Source organism: Streptomyces sp. KL116D, from assembly GCF_030766975.1.
GTDB lineage: Bacteria > Actinomycetota > Actinomycetes > Streptomycetales > Streptomycetaceae > Streptomyces > Streptomyces longispororuber_A.
The window spans coordinates 35,498-55,846 of sequence record NZ_JASERH010000006.1; the positions used below are offsets into that span (position 1 = coordinate 35,498).

Below are 20,349 nucleotides of genomic sequence, written 5' to 3' on the forward strand. Positions count from 1 at the left end.
TCCGTAGAACGGACTGCCCATGACCGACACCACCGCCAGACCGCCCATACCCGGGGGCGCGGTCGAGCTGACCGCCGACGCCTACCCGGCCGACAGCCGCTACGCCAACGACGACCTGCGCCCCGTCCCGCTCTCCGAACGCCGCTGGACCACCTACAACTTCGTGGCCCTGTGGATCGGCATGGCTCACTGCATCCCGTCCTGGACGCTGGCCTCCGGCCTGGTCGCGCTCGGCATGGACTGGAAGCAGGCGGTCCTCACGATCGCCCTGGCGAACGTGATCGTCCTGCTGCCGATGCTGCTGACCGGGCACGCGGGACCCAAGTACGGCATACCCTTCCCCGTCCTCGCGCGGGCCTCGTTCGGCATCAGGGGCGCCAACCTGCCCGCGATGGTGCGGGCGGCGGTGGCCTGCTGCTGGTTCGGCATCCAGACCTGGATCGGCGGCCAGGGCATCTTCATCCTGCTCGGGAAGATGTTCGGCGGGTGGACGGACGCCGGGCAGATCGGCGGCTACCCGTGGACGCTGTGGCTCTGCTTCGTCGTCTTCTGGGTGCTCGAACTGGCCATCATCTACCGGGGCATGGACACCCTGCGCCGCTTCGAGAACTGGGCGGCGCCGTTCGTGCTCGTCGGCGCCGCGGTGCTCCTCGTGTGGATCGCGAACAAGGCCGGCGGGTTCGGGCCGCTGCTGCACGAGCCGTCGAAGGTCGGCTGGGGGCCGGACTTCTGGAAGGTCTTCTTCCCCGGTCTGATGGGCATGATCGGCTTCTGGTCGACCCTGTCGCTGAACATCCCGGACTTCACCCGCTTCGGGAAGGGCCAGCGGGCCCAGGTGTGGGGCCAGACGCTCGGCCTGCCCACCACCATGACCCTCTTCGCGCTGATGTCGGTCCTGGTGACCGCCGGTTCGGAGAAGGTGTACGGGGCGGCGATCTGGGACCCGGTCGCCCTGGCCGGCAAGACCGACAACGTCTTCGGCCTGCTCTTCGCGCTCGTCACCGTCTTCGTCGCGACGATCTCGGTGAACATCGCGGCGAACGTGGTCTCACCCGCGTACGACCTCGCGAACCTCGCGCCGAAGGTCATCAACTTCCGTACGGGCGCGATCATCACCGGCATCGTGGGCGTCCTCGTGATGCCGTGGAAGCTGACGTCGACGCCCGAGCTGTACATCTTCACCTGGCTCGGTGTGGTGGGCGGACTGCTGGGCACGGTCGCCGGCATCCTCATCGCGGACTACTGGATCATCCGCCGGACCGTGCTGCACCTGGCCGACCTGTACGTCGCCGGGGGCCGGTACTGGTACGCGGGCGGCTGGAACTGGCGGGCGGTGGTGGCCTTCGGGGTCGGCGGCGTGCTCGCGGTCGGGGGGTCGTACTCGACGCTCGACGCGAAGGGGGAGAAGGCCGGGCCGTTCCCGCTCGACGGGATCGTCCCGTTCCTGAAGCCGCTCGCGGACTACGGCTGGGCCGTCGGGCTCGGGGCCTCGCTGATCGTGTACACGGCGCTGATGGCGGGCGGCAGGCGGCGGGTCTGAACCGGGCCGCCGCCTCCCGACGGGAGGCGGCGGTGCCGCAGCAGACCGGCTAGGACCGGGCCGGCGGGTCGCCGGCGGCGGCCTGGAGGTCGGCGAGGAGTTCCGCCTGGTTGCTGAGCACCCCGGTCAGGATCGTCCGCGCCACCCGCAGCAGTTCCGCCACGTGCGGATTGGCCAGCGAGTAGTAGACGTTCGAGCCCTCCTTGCGGGTCGTCACGAGGTTCGCCCGGCGCAACACCGCGAGCTGCTGCGACAGGTGGGCCGGCTCGATCCCCACCTCCGGCAGCATCTCGGCGACCGCGTGCTCGCGCTCGCTCAGCAGCTCCAGGACCCGGATGCGGGCGGGGTGTCCGAGCGTCTTGAAGAACTCGGCCTTGAGTTGGTAGAGGGGCGTGCTCAACGCGGCGTCCTCCCCGTCCCGTTCTCGTCGCGGCCGTCGCGCCCCGCGCGCTCCGGCCACCGCATCCGTTCAGAGATCATCAGCATGCAGCCATTTTCGCCGGTTGCGGCCGGTGCCGTTCACAGCGGCAGCGTGATCCAGATGCTCTTGCCGCAGCCGTCGGCGTCGGGGCGTACGGCGGCCGTGCCGGACAGGGCGAGGGTGAGCTCCGCGACCGTGGCCAGACCGCCGTGCACCGCTCCGTACAGCGCCGGCTGGTACGGGTGCCGGTCGTGGACGCCGAACGCGAAGGTGTCCCGGTCCGCCGCCAGCAGGACGGTCAGCTGCGGCGACACCTCGGGGGTGTGCCGGACGCAGTTGGTGACCAGCTCGGCGAGGATCAGCAGGGCCGGTCCCACGACCGGATGGCGCGGGCTGACGCCCCACTCGGCCAGCGCCTGCTCGGCCGTCTCGCGCGCCATCCGGACCGCCTGCGGCATCGTCGGCAGGGTCAGCACGTGCCGGTAGGGCAGCCCGGCGAGTTCACCGGCGAGCATCACGGGCGGCCGCTCCCGGATCGGGCGCGCCGGAAGCGGGGGCTCACCGGGCCGTGACCTCGAAGGCCGGATCCCGGTCCTGGTCCTGGTCCTGGTTCCGGTCCCGATCCCGGTGCTGGTCCCGGTCACCCGCCTGCAACTCGGTGAGCAGCTCGTTCTGCCCGGCCACGATCTCGGTCAGGATCCGGCGGGCCGCCCGCATCAGCTCGGCGACGTCCCCGCCGGCCAGCGCGTACACCACCGTCGAGCCGTCCCGCCGGGACGTCACGATCCCGGACCGGCGCAACACCGCGAGCTGCTGGGACAGCGCGGCCGGCTCGACCTCGATCTCCGCCAGCAGGTCCCGTACCGGGGTCGGTCCGTCCTGCAGCAGTTCGAGCACTCTTATCCGGACGGGATGACCGAGCATCCGGAAGAACTCGGCCTTGGCCTGGTACAGCGGAACCGACACGCAACCCACTCCCCGAACCGCGCCCCGCCCGGGCGCGCACACGACAGGCAGCCGCGCCCGCGGGAGCGACACCACAGGCAGGGTCCACGGGCACGGCCACCACACCATCTAATGAATTGCAAAGATTCGCAATTCCGCGAGTCCCGTCAGGGATCGTGGTGAAGCAGGCCTGTCCGGTCAGTCGTCGGATTTCTCGGCCGGGCCGAGACCGGCCACCGCGTCGCCCGCCGCCCGCAGTGCGCCCTTGCTGATCGTGTCGGCGGACGGGGCGCCCTTGGACTCGAAGTCGCTGCCGTTGAAGGTGACCGTCACCAGGGCGTTGCCCTTGCGGACGGTCACGACGGCCTCGCGCGTCTCCTGCTTGTCCTTGGTGGTGAGGCCGGTCGTCAGCCGGGCCTCGTCGCCGAGACCGGACTGCGCCGTGCCCTTCCCGTCCTCTCCCGCGGACTTGAACGCCTGCTGCGCCAGCGCGTCGGACGCCTTCATCTCGAAGGACACGTCGAGCCAGCGGTAGTCGTAGCCCTCCAGCGCGCTCCAGGAGCAGCCCCGGCGCACCGACTCGTCGGTGGCCGAGAGCTCCTTGCCCGCCGTCTTCGCCCCCGGCACCAGGGACGTGACCGTCTTCTCGCCGACGGTGCCGCACGGTGCGGGCGGCTCGGCGTACGTCTGGGCGGCCACGCTCGCGCTGGGGTTCTCCGGCTCCGCCGACGACTGCGGCGCCGCGTCGTGGTGCTCCTGCCCGGCGGGCTCGGCCATCGGTCCGGTGGACCAGGCCCAGCCCACGCAGGCGAGGACGGTGACCGGCAGCAGCCGGACGGCGAGGGTGACCGGGAGCGGGAGAGAACGCACGGCGTACGTCCCTTACGTCAGTGGGGTGGGGGACGCCAGTGTCACATGAGTTGCTGTGCGGGGATACCGCCACTTCCGTCACGCCGGAATCACACAGCGGCACCATCGCCCCGGCGCACGGCCGTGACCAGCCACACGCCCGCGCGCGTCCGTACGCCGCGTGCGGTCGCGTACGGGCAGAGCGTGTCCTCGAGGGCGGCGCGCGTCGCCGCGGGCACGTGCCGGTCCGGGGTGCGGGAGAGCAGGAACTCGACGGCGTCCGCCGGGGTTTCGCCCCACCGGGTGTGGAGGTCCACCGGGTTGACGGCGATCTCCGTGAACGTGCGGTGCAGCGCGCCGTGGATCAGGTGCGGCTCGGACAGCGAGGCCATCGCGGTGTGCGCGGCGACCACCGCCGGGTCCGGGCGTACGGGCTCGGCGCCCTCCTCCAGGATCCGGGCGAACCGGCCGAGCACCTGGCTCTCCTCGGTGTCCGTCCCCGGCCGGCGCGGACAGACGAACACGATCCGGCCGCCGGGGCGCAGCGCCCGCCCGATGTTCGCGAAGGCCGCCACGTGGTCGGCGAAGAACATCACGCCGCCGCGGCTGATCACGACGTCGTAGCCGCCCGGCTCGAAGCGGTGCGTCTGCGCGTCGCCCCGCACGTACGCGACACCCTGTACCCCCTCGGCGGCCGTGTTCTTCCTGGCGCGGGCCAGGAGCGGTGCCGAGATGTCGACGCCGACCGCGTGGCCGGGCGCCGCGAGCAGGGCCGCCGCCCGGGTGGTGGCACCGGCTCCGCAGCCGACGTCGAGGACCCGGTCGCCGGGCGCGATCGCGGCGGCCTCGAACAGGGCGTCGTCGACACCGCCGACCATCGCGTCGAACTCCCGGTGCCGGGCGGCCCAGTGCTCGCCGAGCACCCCGTCCCACGGGCTGTCCGTGCGGTCGGGCGTGCGGTTCTCCGTGGTGGTCATGTCGTCTCCAGGAGGGCGGTCAGGGGGAGTGCGGACTCGATCCGGTCGACGGCGGCGAACGCCCCGTAGGCGATCAGGTGCACCAGGCAGTGGTCGGTGAACGGCGGGACGCGCCACGCCGCGACGTCCTCGTCGGTGATCCGGTACGGCGCGAGCGCGGCGAGCAGCGCGAGCCGCGCCCCGGGCCGCTCGCGCCGGTCGGGCAGCGCCTCCCACCCGGTCGGCGGGTGCGCGCCGTCCCAGTGGGCGACGGTCTCCTGCACGAGGGCGAGGTCGGCGTCGTCGAGGAGGCCCGCTCCCGTGGTGGCGGCGGTGCGCAGGGACTCGTAGGCCGGTCCGACCGAGGTGCCGGCGGCCCAGGACGGGCCGGGGTCGGGGGAGTCGAGGAAGGCCAGGGACGCGCCGGGCCGGTGTGCGGCGCGCACGACGCGGGAGACGCCGCGGCCCGCCAGCGAACGGACCGCCTGGAGGCGCTGGGCGCCCGCGGGCAGCAGGTTCTCGGTCAGCAGCGACGACACGATCCGGTTGATGAAGTGGAAGGCGAGCGCCGTGCCCAGGTGGGAGGCGAGGTGGTCGCGAGGGAAAGGCAGCGGCGCAAGATCCGGCGAGCCGGGGACGCGGCTGGCCCGGCCCCACTCCAGGATCCGCGCCGCCCGCTCGTCGGCCGGGGTCTCGGCGCGGGCCACCGCCTCGCCGAGCGCGTGGTCGCCGGTCGCGTGCAGCAGCACGGCGTGCGCGTCGACGCAGAACGGGCAGCGGTTCGCGAGGGAGGCACCGGCCGCGACGAGTTCCCGGTCGGTCCGCGAGCCGCTGCCCGCGATCAGCGACTCGCGCAGCAACGCCCAGACGGGCGCCAGGAGTTCGGGCGCCGACGACAGGACGATCAGGGTCGACGGCTTCGGGATGCCGAAGTCGGTCTCCGCCTGGGCGAGGACCGCGGCGGTGGTGCCGGTGGCGGCCTTCGGCGACGGCGGTTCGGTGTAGCGGTACGGGCCGGACATACGAGCTCCTCGGGTCGGCTCAGGGCGGTCGCCCCTGACCCGCCCAGACTCGCCCGGCGGCCCGCCCGGGGCGTCGTACGGCGGAGCCCACCGGCGGCTACTCCCCAGGGAGTAGCCGGGCGGCCGGTGCCGTTCTCGCGGCGGACGACGCCGTCGGGGCCCGCCCCTACCGTGGAGCCATGCAGGGGGACTTGAGCACAGCAGCCGTGCCGGCCGGCGCGCCGGAGCGGGGCACGCCGCCGCCGACCTGGCGCCGCGATCTGGCCGACGCGGCCCTGGCCGCGGTCGTCGGCGCCGTCGTGGTGCTCGCGGCGGCGCTCGGGGACGGCGCGGAGCCGGTGGACTACGCGCTGATGGTGGCGTCGGCGGTGCCGCTGGCCGGGTACCGGCGCGCGCCCCGGGCCGTGCTCCTGGCCTCGACCGCCGTGACGCTGGCGTACGTCGTGCACGCCCGGCCCGATCCGCTCGCGGCGCTGCCGGTGCTCGCCGCCGTGCACACGGCGGCGCGGGCGGGCCGTCGAGGGGTGGCCGCGGCCACCGGTGGCGTGTTCCTCGCCGCGTACATCACCTGTGACGCGCTCGCGGACGACGGGGCGACGACGCGCGGTCTGCTGCTCGCGGGCTGGTTCCTGTGCGCCGTCGTCACCGGTCTCGCCGACAAGAACTGGCAGGCGTACCTCCACCAGACCGAGCAGCGCGCCCTGGAGGCGGAGCGCACCCGGGAGGAGGCGGCGCTGCGCCGGGCCGGGGAGGAACGGCTGCGGATCGCCCGGGAGCTGCACGACTCGCTGACCCACAGCATCTCGATCGTCAAGCTCCAGGCGGGCGTCGCCGTGCACCTCGCCCGCAAGCGCGGCGAGGAGGTGCCGCCCGCGCTGCTCGCCATCCAGGAGGCGAGCGGCGAGGCGATGCGCGAACTGCGGGCCACGCTCGGCGTGTTGCGCACGGACGAGCCGGCCGGCAGCCCCGCGCTGCTCGTCGAGCGCGCCCGGTCGGCGGGCGTGGCCGTCACGCTCACGGTCACCGGGGCCGAGCGTCCGCTGCCCGCGGCGCACGACCGCACGGTCTACCGCATCGTCCAGGAGTCGCTGACGAACGTGGCGCGGCACGCGGGCCGCGACGCCGAGGCGGCGGTCCATCTCACCTACGGGGAGACCGAGTTGACGGTGTGCGTCACGGACGACGGGACCGCCGCCGAGGACCGTCCGCCGCAGGAGGGCACGGGGCTGACCGGGATGCGGGAGCGGGTGACGGCGCTCGGCGGCACGCTGACGGCGGCGCCGCGCGGGGCGGGGGGCTTCGTGGTGCGGGCGGTCCTGCCGCTCCCCGGGGACCCGGCCGCGGGCCCCGCACGGACGACGCCGGTGGCCTCCGCATCGGCGGTCACCCCGTGACGCCGCTCGTCCGGGTCGTGCTCGTCGACGACCAGGCGCTCATGCGGGCCGGGTTCCGGGCGCTGCTCGACGCCGAGGACGGGATCGAGGTCGTGGGGGAGGCGTCCGACGGGGAGGAAGGGGTCGCGCTGGTCCGGGCGAGCGTTCCGGACGTCGTGCTCATGGACGTGCAGATGCCCGGCACCAGCGGGATCGAGGCGACCCGGCGGATCGCGAACGACGCCGCCCTGGCCGGCGTGCGCGTCGTCATCCTCACCAACTACGGCCTCGACGAGTACGTCTTCGAGGCGCTGCGCGCGGGCGCGTCCGGGTTCCTGCTCAAGGACAGCGAACCGGAGGACCTGCTCGCCGGGATCGCCGTCGTCGCCCGCGGCGACGCCCTCCTGTCGCCGTCCGTCACCCGCCGCCTCAACGGCGAGTTCGTGGCCCGGCCGCCGGACCGGGCCACCGCGCCCGGCCTGGAGTGCCTCACCCCGCGCGAGCGCGAGGTCACCGCGCTCGCGGCCCGCGGCCTGACCAACGAGGAGATCGCCGCGCACATGGTGATCAGCCCGTTCACCGCCAAGACCCACATCAGCCGCGCCATGACCAAGCTCGCGGCCCGCGACCGGGCCCAACTCGTCGTGTTCGCCTACGAGTCGGGGCTCGTCGCCGCGCGGGGTACGTAAGATCGCCGGATGGGGACCGAGGGGACCAAGAGGATCGGCGGGCGCGTGCCCAGGTCGGCGGCGGCGGTCGTGGCGGCGCTGCTCGTGGCGGGGTGCGGTATGCGGACGGCGGCGGGCGGGGCCGGGCCCGCCGACCCGGCACCGGGCGGCGTGCACGCCGACACGCTGGACACGCGCGGCCCGACCCCGGCTCCCACGGCGTATCCGAGCGCCGGACTCCCGCACACGAGGGGCCCGGCGACGCCGTCCGGGCCGTGCCCGGACTCCGGCATGCGGATCGTGCCGGGCCTCACCAACCCCGCGATGGGCCTGCGCGTCCTCGACGTCGTCCTCACCAACTGCGGCGAGGGCACGTTCGAGCTGTACGGGTACCCGCGGCTGGGGCTCGCCGAGTCGGACGGCACCCCCGTCGACGGCGTGCGCGTCCTGAAGGGCACCGCGGACGTCACCCTCGCGGTGGGCGACCCGGGCCCGCGCCGCCTCACCCTGCGCCCGGGCGACAGCGCCGTCACGGCCCTGGTCTGGCGCAACACGTACGCCGACACGACGTACCCGCCGGTCACGGTCGACCGGGTGACGGTCGATCCCGGTCTCGGACGGGGCACGCAGACCGTCGTCCCGGACCCGCCGCTCGACCTCGGCAGCACGGGCCGGCTCGGTACGACGGCCTGGCACAAGGGCTGACGGCGTCCCGCTAGGATCCGCAGCAAGATGTTGAGGGCGCGGACACCGGGTCCGCCGTGGTGGCTGGGGGTCGGCGTGGTCGCTGGTCGTGTGGTGCGCTTCGACGGAGCGCGTGGCTATGGGTTCATCGCGCCGGACGACGGCGGTGAGGACGTGTTCCTGCACGTGAACGACCTCCTCATCCCCGAGTCGTACCTGCGCACCGGCCTCAAGGTCGAGTTCGAGATCGAGGAGGGCGACCGCGGCCCCAAGGCGTCCTCGGTCCAGCTCGCCGAGGGCGCCTCGGCACCGGCGCCCGGCCGGCACACCGCGGCCGACGGCGACGACGTGCTGTGCGACGTGCTGCGCGTCGACGAGTTCACGAACGAGGTCACGGAGCTGCTGCTGCGCGCCGCCCCCTCCCTGACCGGCGAGCAGATCCTGGCGATCCGCCGCGAGCTGGTGCAGAGCGGGCGCAAGCACGGCTGGGTGGACAGCTGACCCGCGGCCGCCGCTGAGCGTCCGAACCGCCCGGGGCCCGGGCCGAGTCGTCGTACTCGGTCCGGGCCCCGTCGCGTTCCCGGACCCGGGCGGGCGGTCCGCGGCGCCGATCTGCCCCGGGAGTCCCTTTATGTCGGGCCCAGTTATTCAATCTTCATCGAATGTCGTCCGGCATCCGGACAACCCCCTTGTCCTGCGGACTGTATGCGAAATACGTTCTGCTGTATTCCTTGATCGCCCACAGATTTCCTGTGGCCCCTCACCGGTCCCTGCGGATCCTTTTCCTGGCGGAGGTATGTCCTCGTGCGCCGAACAGCGGTTGCCCTCGCGGCAGTTGCCTTGGTGATGTCCACAACGGCGGGCTGCGGCTCCCTCCAGTCCTCGGCCACCGAGGTCGGCGGGGAGCGGATGACCGACGACCGGCCCGTACGAGACGGCGGCACCCTCACGGTCGCCCTCAACGCGGACCCCGACAAGCTCGACCCGACGCTGGCCCAGACCCTCGTGGGCCGCACCGTCTTCGCCGGCATGTGCGAGAAGCTCTACGACGTCGACGCGAAGGGCAAGGTCGTGCCCCAGCTCGCGACCGCACTCCCGAAGGTGTCCGACGACGGCCGCACCGTCACCTTCGACGTCCGCAAGGACGCGCGGTTCAGCGACGGCACGCACCTCGACGCGGCCGCCGTCGTCACGTCCCTGCTGCGCCACCGCGACCTCGCCGGATCCGCCCGCGCCACCGAACTGGCGCCGCTGAAGGACGCCGAGGCGACCGGCCCGTACAGCGTGCGGCTCACCCTCAAGCAGGCGTACGTGCCGCTGACCGCGGTCCTCGCGGACCGCTCCGGCATGGTGATGTCGCCGGCCGCGCTGAAGAAGTACGGCAAGAACTTCACCAACCACCCTTCCTGCGTCGGCCCGTTCACGTTCGTCGAGCGCGTCGGCGGCGACCGCATCGTCCTCGCCAAGGACAAGAACTACTACGACGCGGACGACGTGCACCTCGACAAGGTCGTCTACAAGCCGATCCCCGACGGCAGCGTCCGCCTCGCCAACCTGCGCTCCGGCGACGTCCAGGTCGGCGACCAGATGGTGCCCGTCGACGTGAAGAGCGCGCTGACCGACGACAAGCTCCAGCTCTTCAACTCGCCCTCGCTCGGCTACCAGGGCATCGGCATCAACGTCGGCAACACCCAGGGCCTCGGCAAGAAGCCCGGAAAGATCGACACGCCGCTCGCGAGCGATGTGCGCGTCCGCGAGGCCTTCGACCTGGCCATCGACCGAGACCTCATCAACAAGGTCGTCTTCCAGGGCATGTACGAGCCCGCGTGCGGGCCGATCTCCCCCGAGGCCGCGCTCGCCCCGGGCGTGAAGTCGTCCGCGTGCCCCAAGCGCGATGTCGCCAAGGCCAAGCGGCTGTTGAAGGCGGCGGGCGTGAAGACGCCGCTGCACATCGAGCTGAAGACGTCGACCACCCCCGAGTGGAGCCGCATCGGCCAGGTCATCCAGGCCATGGCCAAGGACGCGGGCTTCGCCGTCACACTCCGCCCCACCGAGTACGCCACGATGCTCGAGGAGACCGACGACGGCCACTACGACGCCTTCAACAGCGGCTGGTCCGGACGGCTCGACCCCGACGGCAACATCGCCAGCTTCCTGCAGACGCAGGGTGCGATGAACGCCTACGGCTACTCCGACCAGAAGGTCGACGACCTCATCGCCCGCGGCCGCACCGAGCCCGACGCCGGTGAACGCGCCACGATCTACGGCGAGTTGATCCGCCGCGTCAACGACGCCCACGCGCTCGTCTACCTCTACCGCCAGAAGAACTACGTCGTCGCAGGGAAGGACGTCGCGGGCGTACACGTCTACGGCGACGGCCTGATCCGCGTGAAGGATGCGGGGTACGCCAAGTGACGACCGCTCAGATTTCGCTCAAGAGGCGGGGGTTGCTCGCCGGGCACCCCATGGCCAAGTACTTGCTGACCCGCGTGCGGCAGTCCGTCATCACGCTCTTCCTCGTCTCGATCGTCGTCTTCGCCGGCATCCGCGCGCTGCCCGGCGACCCGGCGCTCGCCCTCGCCGGCGAGGAGCGCAGCCCCGAGGCCCTCGCGGCGATCCGCTCCGAGTACGGGCTCGACGACAACGTCGTGATCCAGTACCTGCGTTTCATCGGGCACGCGCTGCAGGGCGACCTCGGCACGTCCTCCCGTACCGGCCTGCCGGTCTCCGACGCCATCGCCGAGGCGCTGCCCGTCACCCTCGAACTCGCCGCGCTCTCCCTGCTTTTGGCGATCGTCCTCGGCATCGGCGCCGGTGTCGTCGCGGCCGTGCGGCGCGGCAGGCCCGCCGAGTGGATCGCCAACGCCCTCGCCCTGCTGGGCCTGTCGATCCCCACCTTCTGGCTCGGCATCGTCCTCGTACTCGCCTTCGCCATCGCCGTCCCGGTCTTCGCCGCCTCCGGATTCGTCCCCTTCGGCACCGACCCGCTCGACAACCTGCGCCGCATGATCCTGCCCGCGATCGTCCTCGGCTCCGGACTCGCCGCCGTCGTGATGCGCCAGACCCGCGCCGCGATGCTCGACTCGCTCTCCGCCGACTACGTCCGCACGGCACGCGCCAAGGGCCTGTCCCGCCGCGAGGTCATCGGCGGCCACGCCCTGCGCAACTCGCTCGTCACCGTCGTCACCGTCCTCGGCCTGCAACTGGGCCACCTGATCTCCGGCGCGGTCGTCACCGAGCAGATCTTCGTGCTCCCCGGCTTCGGCAAGCTCACCATCGACGCCGTCTTCACCCGTGACTACGCGACGCTGCAAGGCGTGGTGCTGTGCACCTCCTTCGCGTACATCTTCATCAACCTGCTGGTCGACGTGGCGTACTCGGTCATCGACCCGCGCATCCGGCTCGGAGGTGCCCGGTGACCACGCTCGCCCTCACAGGAATCCGGGCCCGCGCGGCCCGCAGCGGCAAACTGCGCGCCCTGCGCAGGAACAAGCTGGCCATGACCGGCGGCATCATCGCCGTGGTCTTCGTGCTCGCCGCACTGTTCGCCCCGCTCGTCGCGCCCTACGACCCGGCGCAGCCGAACTTCGACAACGTCCTCGCCGCGCCCGGCTGGTCGCACTGGCTGGGCACCGACGACCTCGGCCGCGACCAGCTGTCCCGCGTCGTCTACGGCGCGCGCGCCTCCATGCAGGTCGGCGTCCTCGCCGTCGTCCTCGCCTTCGTCGTCGGCGTCCCGCTCGGCCTGCTCGCCGGCTACTACGGCAAGTTCACCGACAGCGTCGTCTCCCGCGTCACCGACACGATGCTCGCGTTCCCGTTCCTGGTCCTGGCCGTCGGCCTCGCCGCCGTGCTCGGCCCCTCGCTCACCAACGCGACCATCGCCATCGGCATCTCGCAGATCCCGGCCGTCATCCGCATCACCCGCGCCGAGACGCTCCGCCTCAAGCACGTCGACTACGTGGCCGCGGCCGTCGCCAACGGCGGCGGGGACGGCACCGTCCTGTTCCGCCACATCCTGCCCAACGCGACGTCCGCGCTGACCGTGCAGGCCACCGTCGGCATCCCCGCCGCCATCATCGGCGAGGCCCTGCTCAGCTTCCTCGGCCTCGGCGTGCAGCCGCCCGAGCCGTCCCTCGGCGTGATGCTCTCGTCCGCCCAGTCCTTCCTCGCGCCCGCGCCCTGGATGGCGGTGTTCCCCGGCCTCGCCGTCGTGGCCGCGACCCTGGCGTTCAACCTGCTCGGCGACGGCCTGCGCGACGTCCTCGACCCCCGTGGAGCGACCCGATGACCGAGCCAGTCCTGAGCGTGCGCGACCTGTCGGTCTCCTTCAGGTCCGACACCCGCACCGTGCACGCCGTCGACCACGTCTCCTACGACCTGCACGCCGGCGAGGTGCTCGCCGTGGTGGGCGAGTCGGGCTGCGGCAAGTCCGTCACCTCGATGGCCGTCATGGGACTGCTGCCGCCCACCGCGCAGATCACCGGCTCCGTCCGGCTCGGCGAGCGCGAACTCGCCGGCGCCGACGACAAGACGTACGGGAAGATCCGCGGCAAGGACATCGCGATGATCTTCCAGGAGCCGATGACGTCCCTGAACCCGGTGCTCACCATCGGCCGGCAGATCGGCGAGGTGCTCCGCCGCCACCAGGGACTGAGCAAGAAGGAGGCACGCGCGCGTGCCGTCGAACTGCTCGACCTCGTGGGCATCCCGGCCCCCGCCCAGCGCGTCGACGAGTACCCGCACCAGCTGTCCGGCGGCATGCGGCAGCGCGTGATGATCGCCATCGCGGTGGCCTGCGACCCGGCGGTGCTGATCGCCGACGAGCCGACGACCGCGCTCGACGTCACCGTCCAGGCGGGCATCCTGGAGGTCCTGCAGTCGCTGCGCGAACGGCTCGGCACCGCCATCGTGCTCATCACCCACGACCTGGGCGTCGTCGCCGACATCGCCGACCGCGTCCTCGTCATGTACGCGGGCCGCCCCGTCGAACAGGCCCCGGTCGACGAACTGTTCGCCACACCCAGGCACCCGTACACCCGCGGCCTGCTCTCCGCCGTGCTCCGCCCCGGCACCCCCAAGGACCGCCTCCCCGAGATCCCCGGTCTCGTGCCGAGCCTCGACACCCAGCCCGACGCCTGCACGTTCGCGCCGCGCTGCGCCCGCGCCGACGACACCTGCACCGCGGGCCGCCCCGGCTTCAGGGCCGTCCCCGACAAGAACGGTGCCGCCGGGGCCGACGCCGCGCACCGCGCCGCCTGCTGGCACCCGCACACCCTCCAGGAGACCGCCTCATGAGCACCGCCCCCGCGCTGGAACTCACCGGCCTCGAACGGCACTTCGCGGGCGCGGGCGGCACCGTGCGCGCCGCCGACGGCGTCACCCTGACCGTCGGACACGGCGAGGTCGTCGGCCTCGTCGGCGAGTCCGGCAGCGGCAAGTCGACCGTCGGACGCTGCGCCGTCCGCCTCGACGAACCCACCGGCGGCACCGTCCGCATCAACGGCACCGACGTCACCACCATGTCCCGCCGTGCCCTGCGGCCGCTGCGCAAGGACTTCCACCTGGTCTTCCAGGACCCGTCCTCGTCGCTCGACCCGCGGATGACCGTCGGCGAGATCGTCGCCGAACCGCTGAAGCTGCACGGGATCGCCAAGGGGGAGGCCGCCCGCGCGCGCGTGGCCGAACTCCTCGGCCAGGTGGGGCTGCGCCCCGAGCACGCCGACCGGCACCCGCACGAACTCTCCGGCGGCCAGCGCCAGCGCATCTCCATCGCCCGCGCGCTCTCCGTGGACCCCGCCCTCCTCGTCGCCGACGAGCCGACGTCCGCGCTCGACGTCTCCGTCCAGGCCTCCGTCCTCAACCTGCTCGCCGACCTCCAGCGCGACCGCGGCTTCGGCTGCCTGTTCATCACGCACGACCTGGCGGCCGTCGAGTACCTCGCGGACCGGATCGCCGTCATGTACCTGGGCCAGATCGTCGAGCAGGCGCCCACGAGCGAACTGTTCGCCGACCCCAAGCACCCCTACACCCAGGCCCTGCTGTCGGCCGCCCCCGTCCCCGACCCCGTCACCCAGCGCACCCGCGAACGCATCGTGCTGAGCGGCGAACTGCCCAGCCCGCTCGCCCCGCCGCCCGGCTGCCGCTTCCACACGCGCTGCCCGCTCGCCGTCGACCGGTGCCGCACGGAGGTGCCCGCCCTGCGCACCCTGGACGGGGGCCGCGAGGTCTCCTGCCACCTGGTCGCCGACGACGGCACCGCACCCGACGCCGCCGCGGCACCCTCTCGTACGATCCCGACCACCCGCACCGCCACCCGCTAGGAGCCCTCTTGTTCACCACCCGGCCGACCCTCCAGGGCACCTTCGGCATGGTGTCCTCCACGCACTACCTCGCCTCCCAGTCCGCGATGGCCGTCCTGGAGGACGGCGGAAACGCCTACGACGCCGCCGTCGCCGCGGGCTTCGTCCTGCACGTCGTGGAGCCGCACCTGAACGGGCCCGCGGGCGAGGTGCCGCTGATCCTCGCCCCGGCCGGCGGCGAGGTGCGCGTGCTGTGCGGACAGGGCGTGGCCCCCGCCGGCGCCACCGTCGCGCACTACAAGGACGAGCTGGGCCTCGACCTCGTGCCCGGCACCGGCCCCCTCGCGGCCGCCGTGCCCGGCGCCTTCGACGCGTGGATGCTGCTCCTGAAGGACCACGGCACGAAGTCCCTCGCCCAGGTCCTCGCGTACGCCATCGGCTACGCGGAGGACGGGCACGCCCCCGTCGAGCGCGTCGGCGAGACCGTCGAGACCGTGCGCGAACTCTTCGAGACCGAGTGGCCGTCCTCCGCCGCGGTCTACCTCGTCGACGGCCGGTCCCCGCGCCCCGGCGAACTGCTGCGCAACCCGCAGCTCGCCGCCACCTGGAAGCGGCTGATCGACGAGGCCGAGGCGGCGGGCGCCGACCGCGTCACGCAGATCGAGGAGGCCCGCCGCATCTGGCGCGAGGGCTTCATCGCCGAGGCCCTCGTCCGGCAGGCGCAGCGCCCCACCATGGACACCAGCGGCGAGCGGCACACCGGCACGCTGACCGCGCAGGACCTGGCCGGCTGGTCGGCGACCTACGAGGCCCCGGCGACCTACGACTGGAACGGCTGGACGCTGTGCAAGGCCGGCGGCTGGAGCCAGGGCCCCGCCTTCCTCCAGCAGCTCGCCCTGCTCCCGCCCGAGCTGCCCGCCTACGGGTCCGCCGACTACGTCCACCTCCTCATCGAGGGCTGCAAGCTCGCGATGGCCGACCGCGAGGCCTGGTACGGCGACGCGGACCCCGCGGGCGTCCCCGTGGACGCGCTGCTGTCCGCCGAGTACAACGCCGCCCGGCGCGCCCTGATAGACGCGGAGAAGGCGTCGTACGAGCTGCGCCCCGGCAGCCCGCTCGGCGCTGAGCCGCGGCTCAGCGCGCACGCGAGCGCGGTCGCCGCGGGAGAGCCCGGCTTCGACGCGATGGGCGTCGCGGGCGCGGGCGAGCCCACGGTCGCCAAGAGCCCGGCGTCCCCGGTGCCGGGCGAGCCCGACGTGCGCGAGGACGGCCTGACCCGCGGCGACACCTGCCACCTCGACATCGTCGACCGCTGGGGCAACATGGTCGCCGCCACCCCGTCCGGCGGCTGGCTCCAGTCCAACCCGGTGGTGCCCGAGCTCGGCTTCCCCCTCGGCACCCGGCTGCAGATGGCCTGGCTCGACGAGGGCCTGCCCAACTCGCTCGCCCCCGGCCGCCGCCCGCGCACCACCCTCACCCCGTCCCTCGCCCTCAAGGACGGCGTGCCCGTCCTGGCGTTCGGCACGCCCGGCGGCGACCAGCAGGACCAGTGGCAGGTGCACTTCTTCCTGGCGGTGGCGCTGCGCGACAGCGTGCGCGGCGGCCTCGACCTCCAGGGCGCGATCGACGCCCCGAACTGGCACAACGACTCGTTCCCCGGGTCCTTCTTCCCGCGCGGCATGCGGCCGGGTTCGGTCACCGTCGAGGCGCGGATGGACGAGGAGGTCGTCGCCGAGCTGCGCCGGCGCGGCCACGACGTGACCGTCGGCGACGCCTGGTCCGAGGGCCGCCTGTGCGCCGTCGCCCGCGACCCGCGCACCGGCGTCCTGTCGGCCGCGGCCAACCCGCGCGGCATGCAGGGGTACGCCGTCGGCCGCTGACCCCATGAGAGGTGGAATCCCGGTCTTCCCTGGGATTCCACCTCTCGTTCACCCCAGCGGAACGCATTGTCAGTGGCTCGTGTTCTCATGGACCCATGATCGAAACCATCACGGAAAGCATCGACGACTTTCTGGACCAGTACGTGACCGACCAGCTGCTCACCGACGTCGAGCGGATCGTCCGCGCCGCGGCCGCCGCCGAGATAACCCCCCGCTTCCGTGGGCTCGCCGCCCACGAGATCGAGGAGAAGAGCGCCCCGCACGACCTCGTGACCGTCGCCGACAAGCGCGCCGAGGAGTACCTCACGCGCGAGCTGGGCGCCCTGCTGCCCGGCTCGGTCGTGGTCGGCGAGGAGGCCGTCGCCGCCGACCCGGCGACGTACGAGGCGATCCGGGGCGCGGCCCCGGTGTGGATCGTCGACCCGGTCGACGGCACCCGCCAGTTCGTGCACGGCGACCCCGGCTTCTGCACCCTCGTCGCCCTCGCCCTGGACGGCGTCGTGCTCGCCTCCTGGACGTACGCGCCCGCGCTCGACGAGTTCGCCGTGGCCGCCCGCGGCCGGGGCGCCCGGCTCAACGGGCGGGCGCTGCACGCCGGTTCACCCGACCAGGACCGCGACCTGCGGATCGCGACCTCGCACCCCGACTACACGACGGACGACCAGAAGCGCGCCCTGCTCTGCCTGCGCAGCGACGGATTCGCCCCGCGGCCGTGCGGCTCGGCCGGCCTGGAGTACCTGGCCGTCGCCCGCGGCGCCCTGGACGCCACCGCCTTCAGCTGGGAGCTCGCCTGGGACCACGCGGCCGGGCTGCTGCTGGTCGAGGAGGCGGGCGGCGCCCACCTCACGCGCGACGGCGTGCCCTTCACGATCACCGGGGACAACGCCCTGCCGTTCACGGCGGCGCGGGACGCGGCTACGGCACGGCGGGTGGCAGGGGTGCTGTCGGGCGGAGCCTGACCTGGATGTTCGGCGTCCGCTCGAACTCGGCGTCGATCCTGACGTCGAGGACCTCGAACTCCCCGGCCGTGCCCACCGCCGGCCACTGCTCGGGCACCCCGGGCAGTGCCCCCATGTCGACGAAGGCCTGGAACGGCACCTCGGACGCCGGCCGGACGAACAGCCCGGTGACGCCCGGCCCCCACGGCACGGCCTCGACCGTGCCCGTCACCCGCGTCCCGTCGGGCAGCGGACCGTCCAGCCGGCGCGTGCACTGCCGGTCGCTGCGGGCCCGCCCCCAGACCACGGCGAAGTCCGACCGGGACACCGGTTCGATGTCGGACACGGTCGCGGCGGGCCGTGTCCGCGCCGTGAGCCGGCCGTAGATCTTGTGGTAGATCCGCGCGCCCAGCGTGCCGAACCGCCAGGTCACGCGGGCGAGTTCGGGCCGCGACGCGGCCACCACCGCGGCGCCCCACGGCACGGGCTTCGACGGGGGAAGCAGGTCGGGCGGCCTGACCCGCTCGTCGAACAGCGCCTCCCGCAGCACGAGCCCACCGTCGCCGACCTCCACCCAGCGGTGAAGGGCTCCCTCGCTGCTCCGGAACCACTGCGTCATCCGGCGCACCCTACCCGCGCACCGGCCGGCGCCGACCCGGCCGGTGCGCGCCGGGGGCCGGACGGGCGCGCGCCTCCTTCACGGTCGTCCGGCGTCCCCGGGCCCCGCCGCCCGGTGCTGTCGGTGCCGCGGCATATCCTGGGCGCGCAGTGTGGACACCGGCTGACGAAGGAGTCCGAAGGTGCCGTCGATGCTCGATGCCGTCGTGGTGGGTGCGGGGCCCAACGGGCTGACCGCCGCCGTCGAACTGGCCAGGAGGGGCTTCTCCGTGGCCGTGTTCGAGGCCAAGGACACCGTCGGCGGAGGGGCGCGCACCGAGGAGCTGACGCTGCCCGGGTTCCGCCACGACCCGTGCTCTGCGGCGCACCCGCTGGGCGTCAACTCCCCGGCGTTCCGCGCCCTGCCGCTGGAGCGGTACGGGCTGCGGTGGGCGCATCCCGAGCTGCCGATGGCGCACCCGTTCCCGGACGGCACCGCCGCCGTCCTGTCCCGGTCCGTCGGCGAGACGGCCGCGTCGTTCGGGCCGCGGGACGCCGGCGCGTACCGGCGGCTCATCGACCCGCTGCTGCCGCACTGGGACGACCTCGTGCGGGACTTCATGGCGCTGCCGCGCACGGCGCTGCCGCGCGACCCGGTCACCCTCGCCCGGTTCGGCCTCGTCGGGCTGCCGCCGTCGACGCTGCTGCTGCGCCGGTTCCGCGACGAGAAGGCGCGCGCCCTGCTCTCGGGCCTGGTCGCCCACGTCATCGCCCCGCTCGGCGGCTTCGCGACGTCCGCGATCGGCCTCGTGTTCGCCCTCGCGGCCCACGCGCGCGGCTGGCCCGTCGCCCGCGGCGGCTCCCAGGCGATCGCCGACGCGCTCGCCGGATACCTGAAGGACCTCGGCGGCGCGATCCACACCGACTACGAGGTGAAGCGGCTCGACGACCTGCCGCCCGCCCGCGCCTACGTCTTCGACACCTCGCCCAGCGCCCTCGCCCGGATCGCGGGCCTCGGCCGCTACTACGACCGGTTCCGGTACGGGGCGGCCGTCTTCAAGGTCGACTACGCGCTCGACGGACCCGTGCCGTGGACCGCCCCGGAGGCCAGATCGGCCGGCACCGTCCAGGTGGGCCCGTACGGCTCGGACATCCGCCGCGCCCTGCGGGCCGTCTCGCAGGAGGACCGGGCGCCCGACGTGCCGTTCCTGATCACCGTGCAGCCGGGCGTCGCCGACCCGACGCGGGCACCCGCGGGCAAGCACACGTTCTGGGCGTACGGGCACGTCCCGAACGGCTGGGACGGTGACCTGACGGACGCCGTCGAGCGTCAACTGGAGCGATTCGCCCCGGGGTTCAGGGACCTGGTGCTCGCCCGCGCCACCGCGGGCCCGCCCGAACTGGTCGCGCGCAACGCGAACTACGTGGGCGGTGACATCGCCGCGGGCGCGGCCAGCGGCCTCCAGCTCCTGCTGCGACCCAAGCTGTCCCTGTCCCCGTACACCACCCCGCATCCCGCGGTCTTCATCTGCTCGTCGTCGTCCCCGCCGGGCCCCGGCGTGCACGGCATGTCGGGTCACAACGCGGCGAAGGCCGTCTGGAGGAGGCTGCGCGCGTCATGAACCCCGACAGGGAGCCCCGTACCCCTCCCCGCCTCGCCCTGGTCCGCGGCGACATCACCGAGCAGCAGGTGGACGCCGTGGTGAACGCGGCGAACTCGTCGCTGCTCGGCGGCGGGGGAGTGGACGGCGCCATCCACCGGCGCGGCGGCCCCGAGATCCTCGCGGAGTGCCGGAAGCTGCGGGCCTCGCACTACGGCAAGGGGCTCGCCACGGGCCGCGCGGTGGCGACGACCGCCGGGCGGCTGCCCGCGCGGCACGTCATCCACACGGTGGGGCCCCGCTGGTCGGCGACGGAGGACCGGTCGGAGCTCCTGGTGTCCTGCTACCGCGAATCGCTGCGCGTGGCCGCCCAGTTGGGTGCGCGGACCGTGGCCTTCCCGGCGATCTCGACCGGGATCTACGGCTGGCCCCTGGACGACGGGGCGCGGATCGCGGTGGCGACGGTGCGCTCGGCCGCGCCGGGTACGGTCGAGGAGGTGCGCTTCGTGGTCTTCGACGACCGGGCCGAGGAGGCGTTCGCCCGGCACCTGGCCGAGAACGGGTAGCCGTCCG

General features: G+C 73.5%; 21 protein-coding genes. 14 read left to right on the forward strand and 7 right to left on the reverse strand.

All coding sequences use genetic code 11. From position 1 onward, the window contains the following. Positions 1-19: 19 nt before the first annotated feature. Complete coding sequence (locus RBJ77_RS01825; RefSeq protein WP_372343349.1) at positions 20-1,540, forward strand: NCS1 family nucleobase:cation symporter-1; 1,521 nt, start codon at positions 20-22, stop codon at positions 1,538-1,540. Between the two features lie 49 nt (positions 1,541-1,589). Here RBJ77_RS01825 and RBJ77_RS01830 read toward each other — a convergent pair whose 3' ends face one another. The 6 genes from RBJ77_RS01830 to RBJ77_RS01855 form a co-directional block, all read right to left on the reverse strand. After that, a complete protein-coding gene (locus RBJ77_RS01830) occupies positions 1,590-1,940 on the reverse strand; it encodes an ArsR/SmtB family transcription factor (RefSeq protein WP_372343350.1) in 351 nt (116 codons plus the stop codon). Between the two features lie 119 nt (positions 1,941-2,059). Then, the gene (locus RBJ77_RS01835) at positions 2,060-2,476 is read right to left on the reverse strand and encodes an ATP-binding protein (RefSeq protein ID WP_372343379.1); all 417 of its coding nucleotides are present in this window, start codon (positions 2,474-2,476) and stop codon (positions 2,060-2,062) included. Positions 2,477-2,519: 43 nt separating this feature from the next. Further along, positions 2,520-2,927, reverse strand: a complete 408-nt coding sequence (locus RBJ77_RS01840) for an ArsR/SmtB family transcription factor (RefSeq protein WP_372343351.1) — start codon at positions 2,925-2,927, stop codon at positions 2,520-2,522. A gap of 177 nt (positions 2,928-3,104) precedes the next feature. Next, positions 3,105-3,776 carry a hypothetical protein gene (locus RBJ77_RS01845; RefSeq protein ID WP_372343352.1) on the reverse strand — a complete coding sequence of 224 codons (672 nt, stop codon included), beginning with the start codon at positions 3,774-3,776 and terminating at the stop codon, positions 3,105-3,107. Positions 3,777-3,865: 89 nt separating this feature from the next. Further along, on the reverse strand, positions 3,866-4,732 hold the full coding sequence (locus RBJ77_RS01850) for a class I SAM-dependent methyltransferase (RefSeq protein WP_372343353.1): 867 nt from the start codon (positions 4,730-4,732) through the stop codon (positions 3,866-3,868). Then, a complete protein-coding gene (locus tag RBJ77_RS01855) occupies positions 4,729-5,733 on the reverse strand; it encodes a carboxymuconolactone decarboxylase family protein (protein WP_372343354.1) in 1,005 nt (334 codons plus the stop codon). The genes RBJ77_RS01850 and RBJ77_RS01855 overlap by 4 nt, the downstream gene beginning before the upstream one ends. 179 nt (positions 5,734-5,912) lie before the next feature. Here RBJ77_RS01855 and RBJ77_RS01860 point away from each other — a divergent pair, with 179 nt between their 5' ends. The 11 genes from RBJ77_RS01860 (at position 5,913) to RBJ77_RS01910 (ending at position 17,599) form a co-directional block, all read left to right on the forward strand. Beyond that, positions 5,913-7,127, forward strand: coding sequence for a sensor histidine kinase (locus tag RBJ77_RS01860; RefSeq protein ID WP_372343355.1), 1,215 nt, complete (start codon positions 5,913-5,915; stop codon positions 7,125-7,127). 41 nt (positions 7,128-7,168) lie between these two features. Beyond that, positions 7,169-7,795 (forward strand): response regulator, encoded by a 627-nt coding sequence (locus RBJ77_RS01865; protein WP_372343380.1) that lies wholly within the window; start codon positions 7,169-7,171, stop codon positions 7,793-7,795. Between the two features lie 9 nt (positions 7,796-7,804). Beyond that, entirely contained in the window at positions 7,805-8,479 is a 675-nt protein-coding gene (locus RBJ77_RS01870) for a DUF4232 domain-containing protein (protein ID WP_372343356.1), read from the forward strand. Between the two features lie 75 nt (positions 8,480-8,554). Next, entirely contained in the window at positions 8,555-8,959 is a 405-nt protein-coding gene (locus RBJ77_RS01875) for a cold shock domain-containing protein (protein WP_255967169.1), read from the forward strand. A gap of 345 nt (positions 8,960-9,304) precedes the next feature. After that, positions 9,305-10,873, forward strand: a complete 1,569-nt coding sequence (locus RBJ77_RS01880; protein ID WP_372343357.1) for an ABC transporter substrate-binding protein — start codon at positions 9,305-9,307, stop codon at positions 10,871-10,873. Between the two features lie 50 nt (positions 10,874-10,923). Continuing rightward, complete coding sequence (locus tag RBJ77_RS01885) at positions 10,924-11,877, forward strand: ABC transporter permease (protein ID WP_372343381.1); 954 nt, start codon at positions 10,924-10,926, stop codon at positions 11,875-11,877. A gap of 50 nt (positions 11,878-11,927) precedes the next feature. Beyond that, complete coding sequence (locus RBJ77_RS01890) at positions 11,928-12,749, forward strand: ABC transporter permease (protein ID WP_372343382.1); 822 nt, start codon at positions 11,928-11,930, stop codon at positions 12,747-12,749. Beyond that, entirely contained in the window at positions 12,746-13,756 is a 1,011-nt protein-coding gene (locus tag RBJ77_RS01895) for an ABC transporter ATP-binding protein (protein ID WP_372343358.1), read from the forward strand. The genes RBJ77_RS01890 and RBJ77_RS01895 overlap by 4 nt, the downstream gene beginning before the upstream one ends. Continuing rightward, entirely contained in the window at positions 13,753-14,781 is a 1,029-nt protein-coding gene (locus RBJ77_RS01900) for an ABC transporter ATP-binding protein (RefSeq protein ID WP_372343359.1), read from the forward strand. The genes RBJ77_RS01895 and RBJ77_RS01900 overlap by 4 nt, the downstream gene beginning before the upstream one ends. 8 nt (positions 14,782-14,789) lie before the next feature. Next, entirely contained in the window at positions 14,790-16,640 is a 1,851-nt protein-coding gene (locus RBJ77_RS01905) for a gamma-glutamyltransferase family protein (RefSeq protein ID WP_372343360.1), read from the forward strand. Positions 16,641-16,735: 95 nt separating this feature from the next. After that, entirely contained in the window at positions 16,736-17,599 is an 864-nt protein-coding gene (locus tag RBJ77_RS01910; protein ID WP_372343361.1) for an inositol monophosphatase, read from the forward strand. On the opposite strand, the gene RBJ77_RS01915 is transcribed toward RBJ77_RS01910, so the two are convergent. After that, positions 17,556-18,197: a hypothetical protein gene (locus RBJ77_RS01915; protein WP_372343362.1), complete on the reverse strand. Its 642-nt coding sequence runs from the start codon at positions 18,195-18,197 to the stop codon at positions 17,556-17,558. The genes RBJ77_RS01910 and RBJ77_RS01915 overlap by 44 nt on opposite strands. 190 nt (positions 18,198-18,387) lie before the next feature. Here RBJ77_RS01915 and RBJ77_RS01920 point away from each other — a divergent pair, with 190 nt between their 5' ends. Both RBJ77_RS01920 and RBJ77_RS01925 read left to right on the forward strand, forming a co-directional pair. Next, the gene (locus RBJ77_RS01920; RefSeq protein WP_372343363.1) at positions 18,388-19,797 is read left to right on the forward strand and encodes a phytoene desaturase family protein; all 1,410 of its coding nucleotides are present in this window, start codon (positions 18,388-18,390) and stop codon (positions 19,795-19,797) included. Then, positions 19,794-20,342: an O-acetyl-ADP-ribose deacetylase gene (locus tag RBJ77_RS01925; RefSeq protein WP_372343364.1), complete on the forward strand. Its 549-nt coding sequence runs from the start codon at positions 19,794-19,796 to the stop codon at positions 20,340-20,342. The genes RBJ77_RS01920 and RBJ77_RS01925 overlap by 4 nt, the downstream gene beginning before the upstream one ends. Positions 20,343-20,349: the final 7 nt, after the last annotated feature.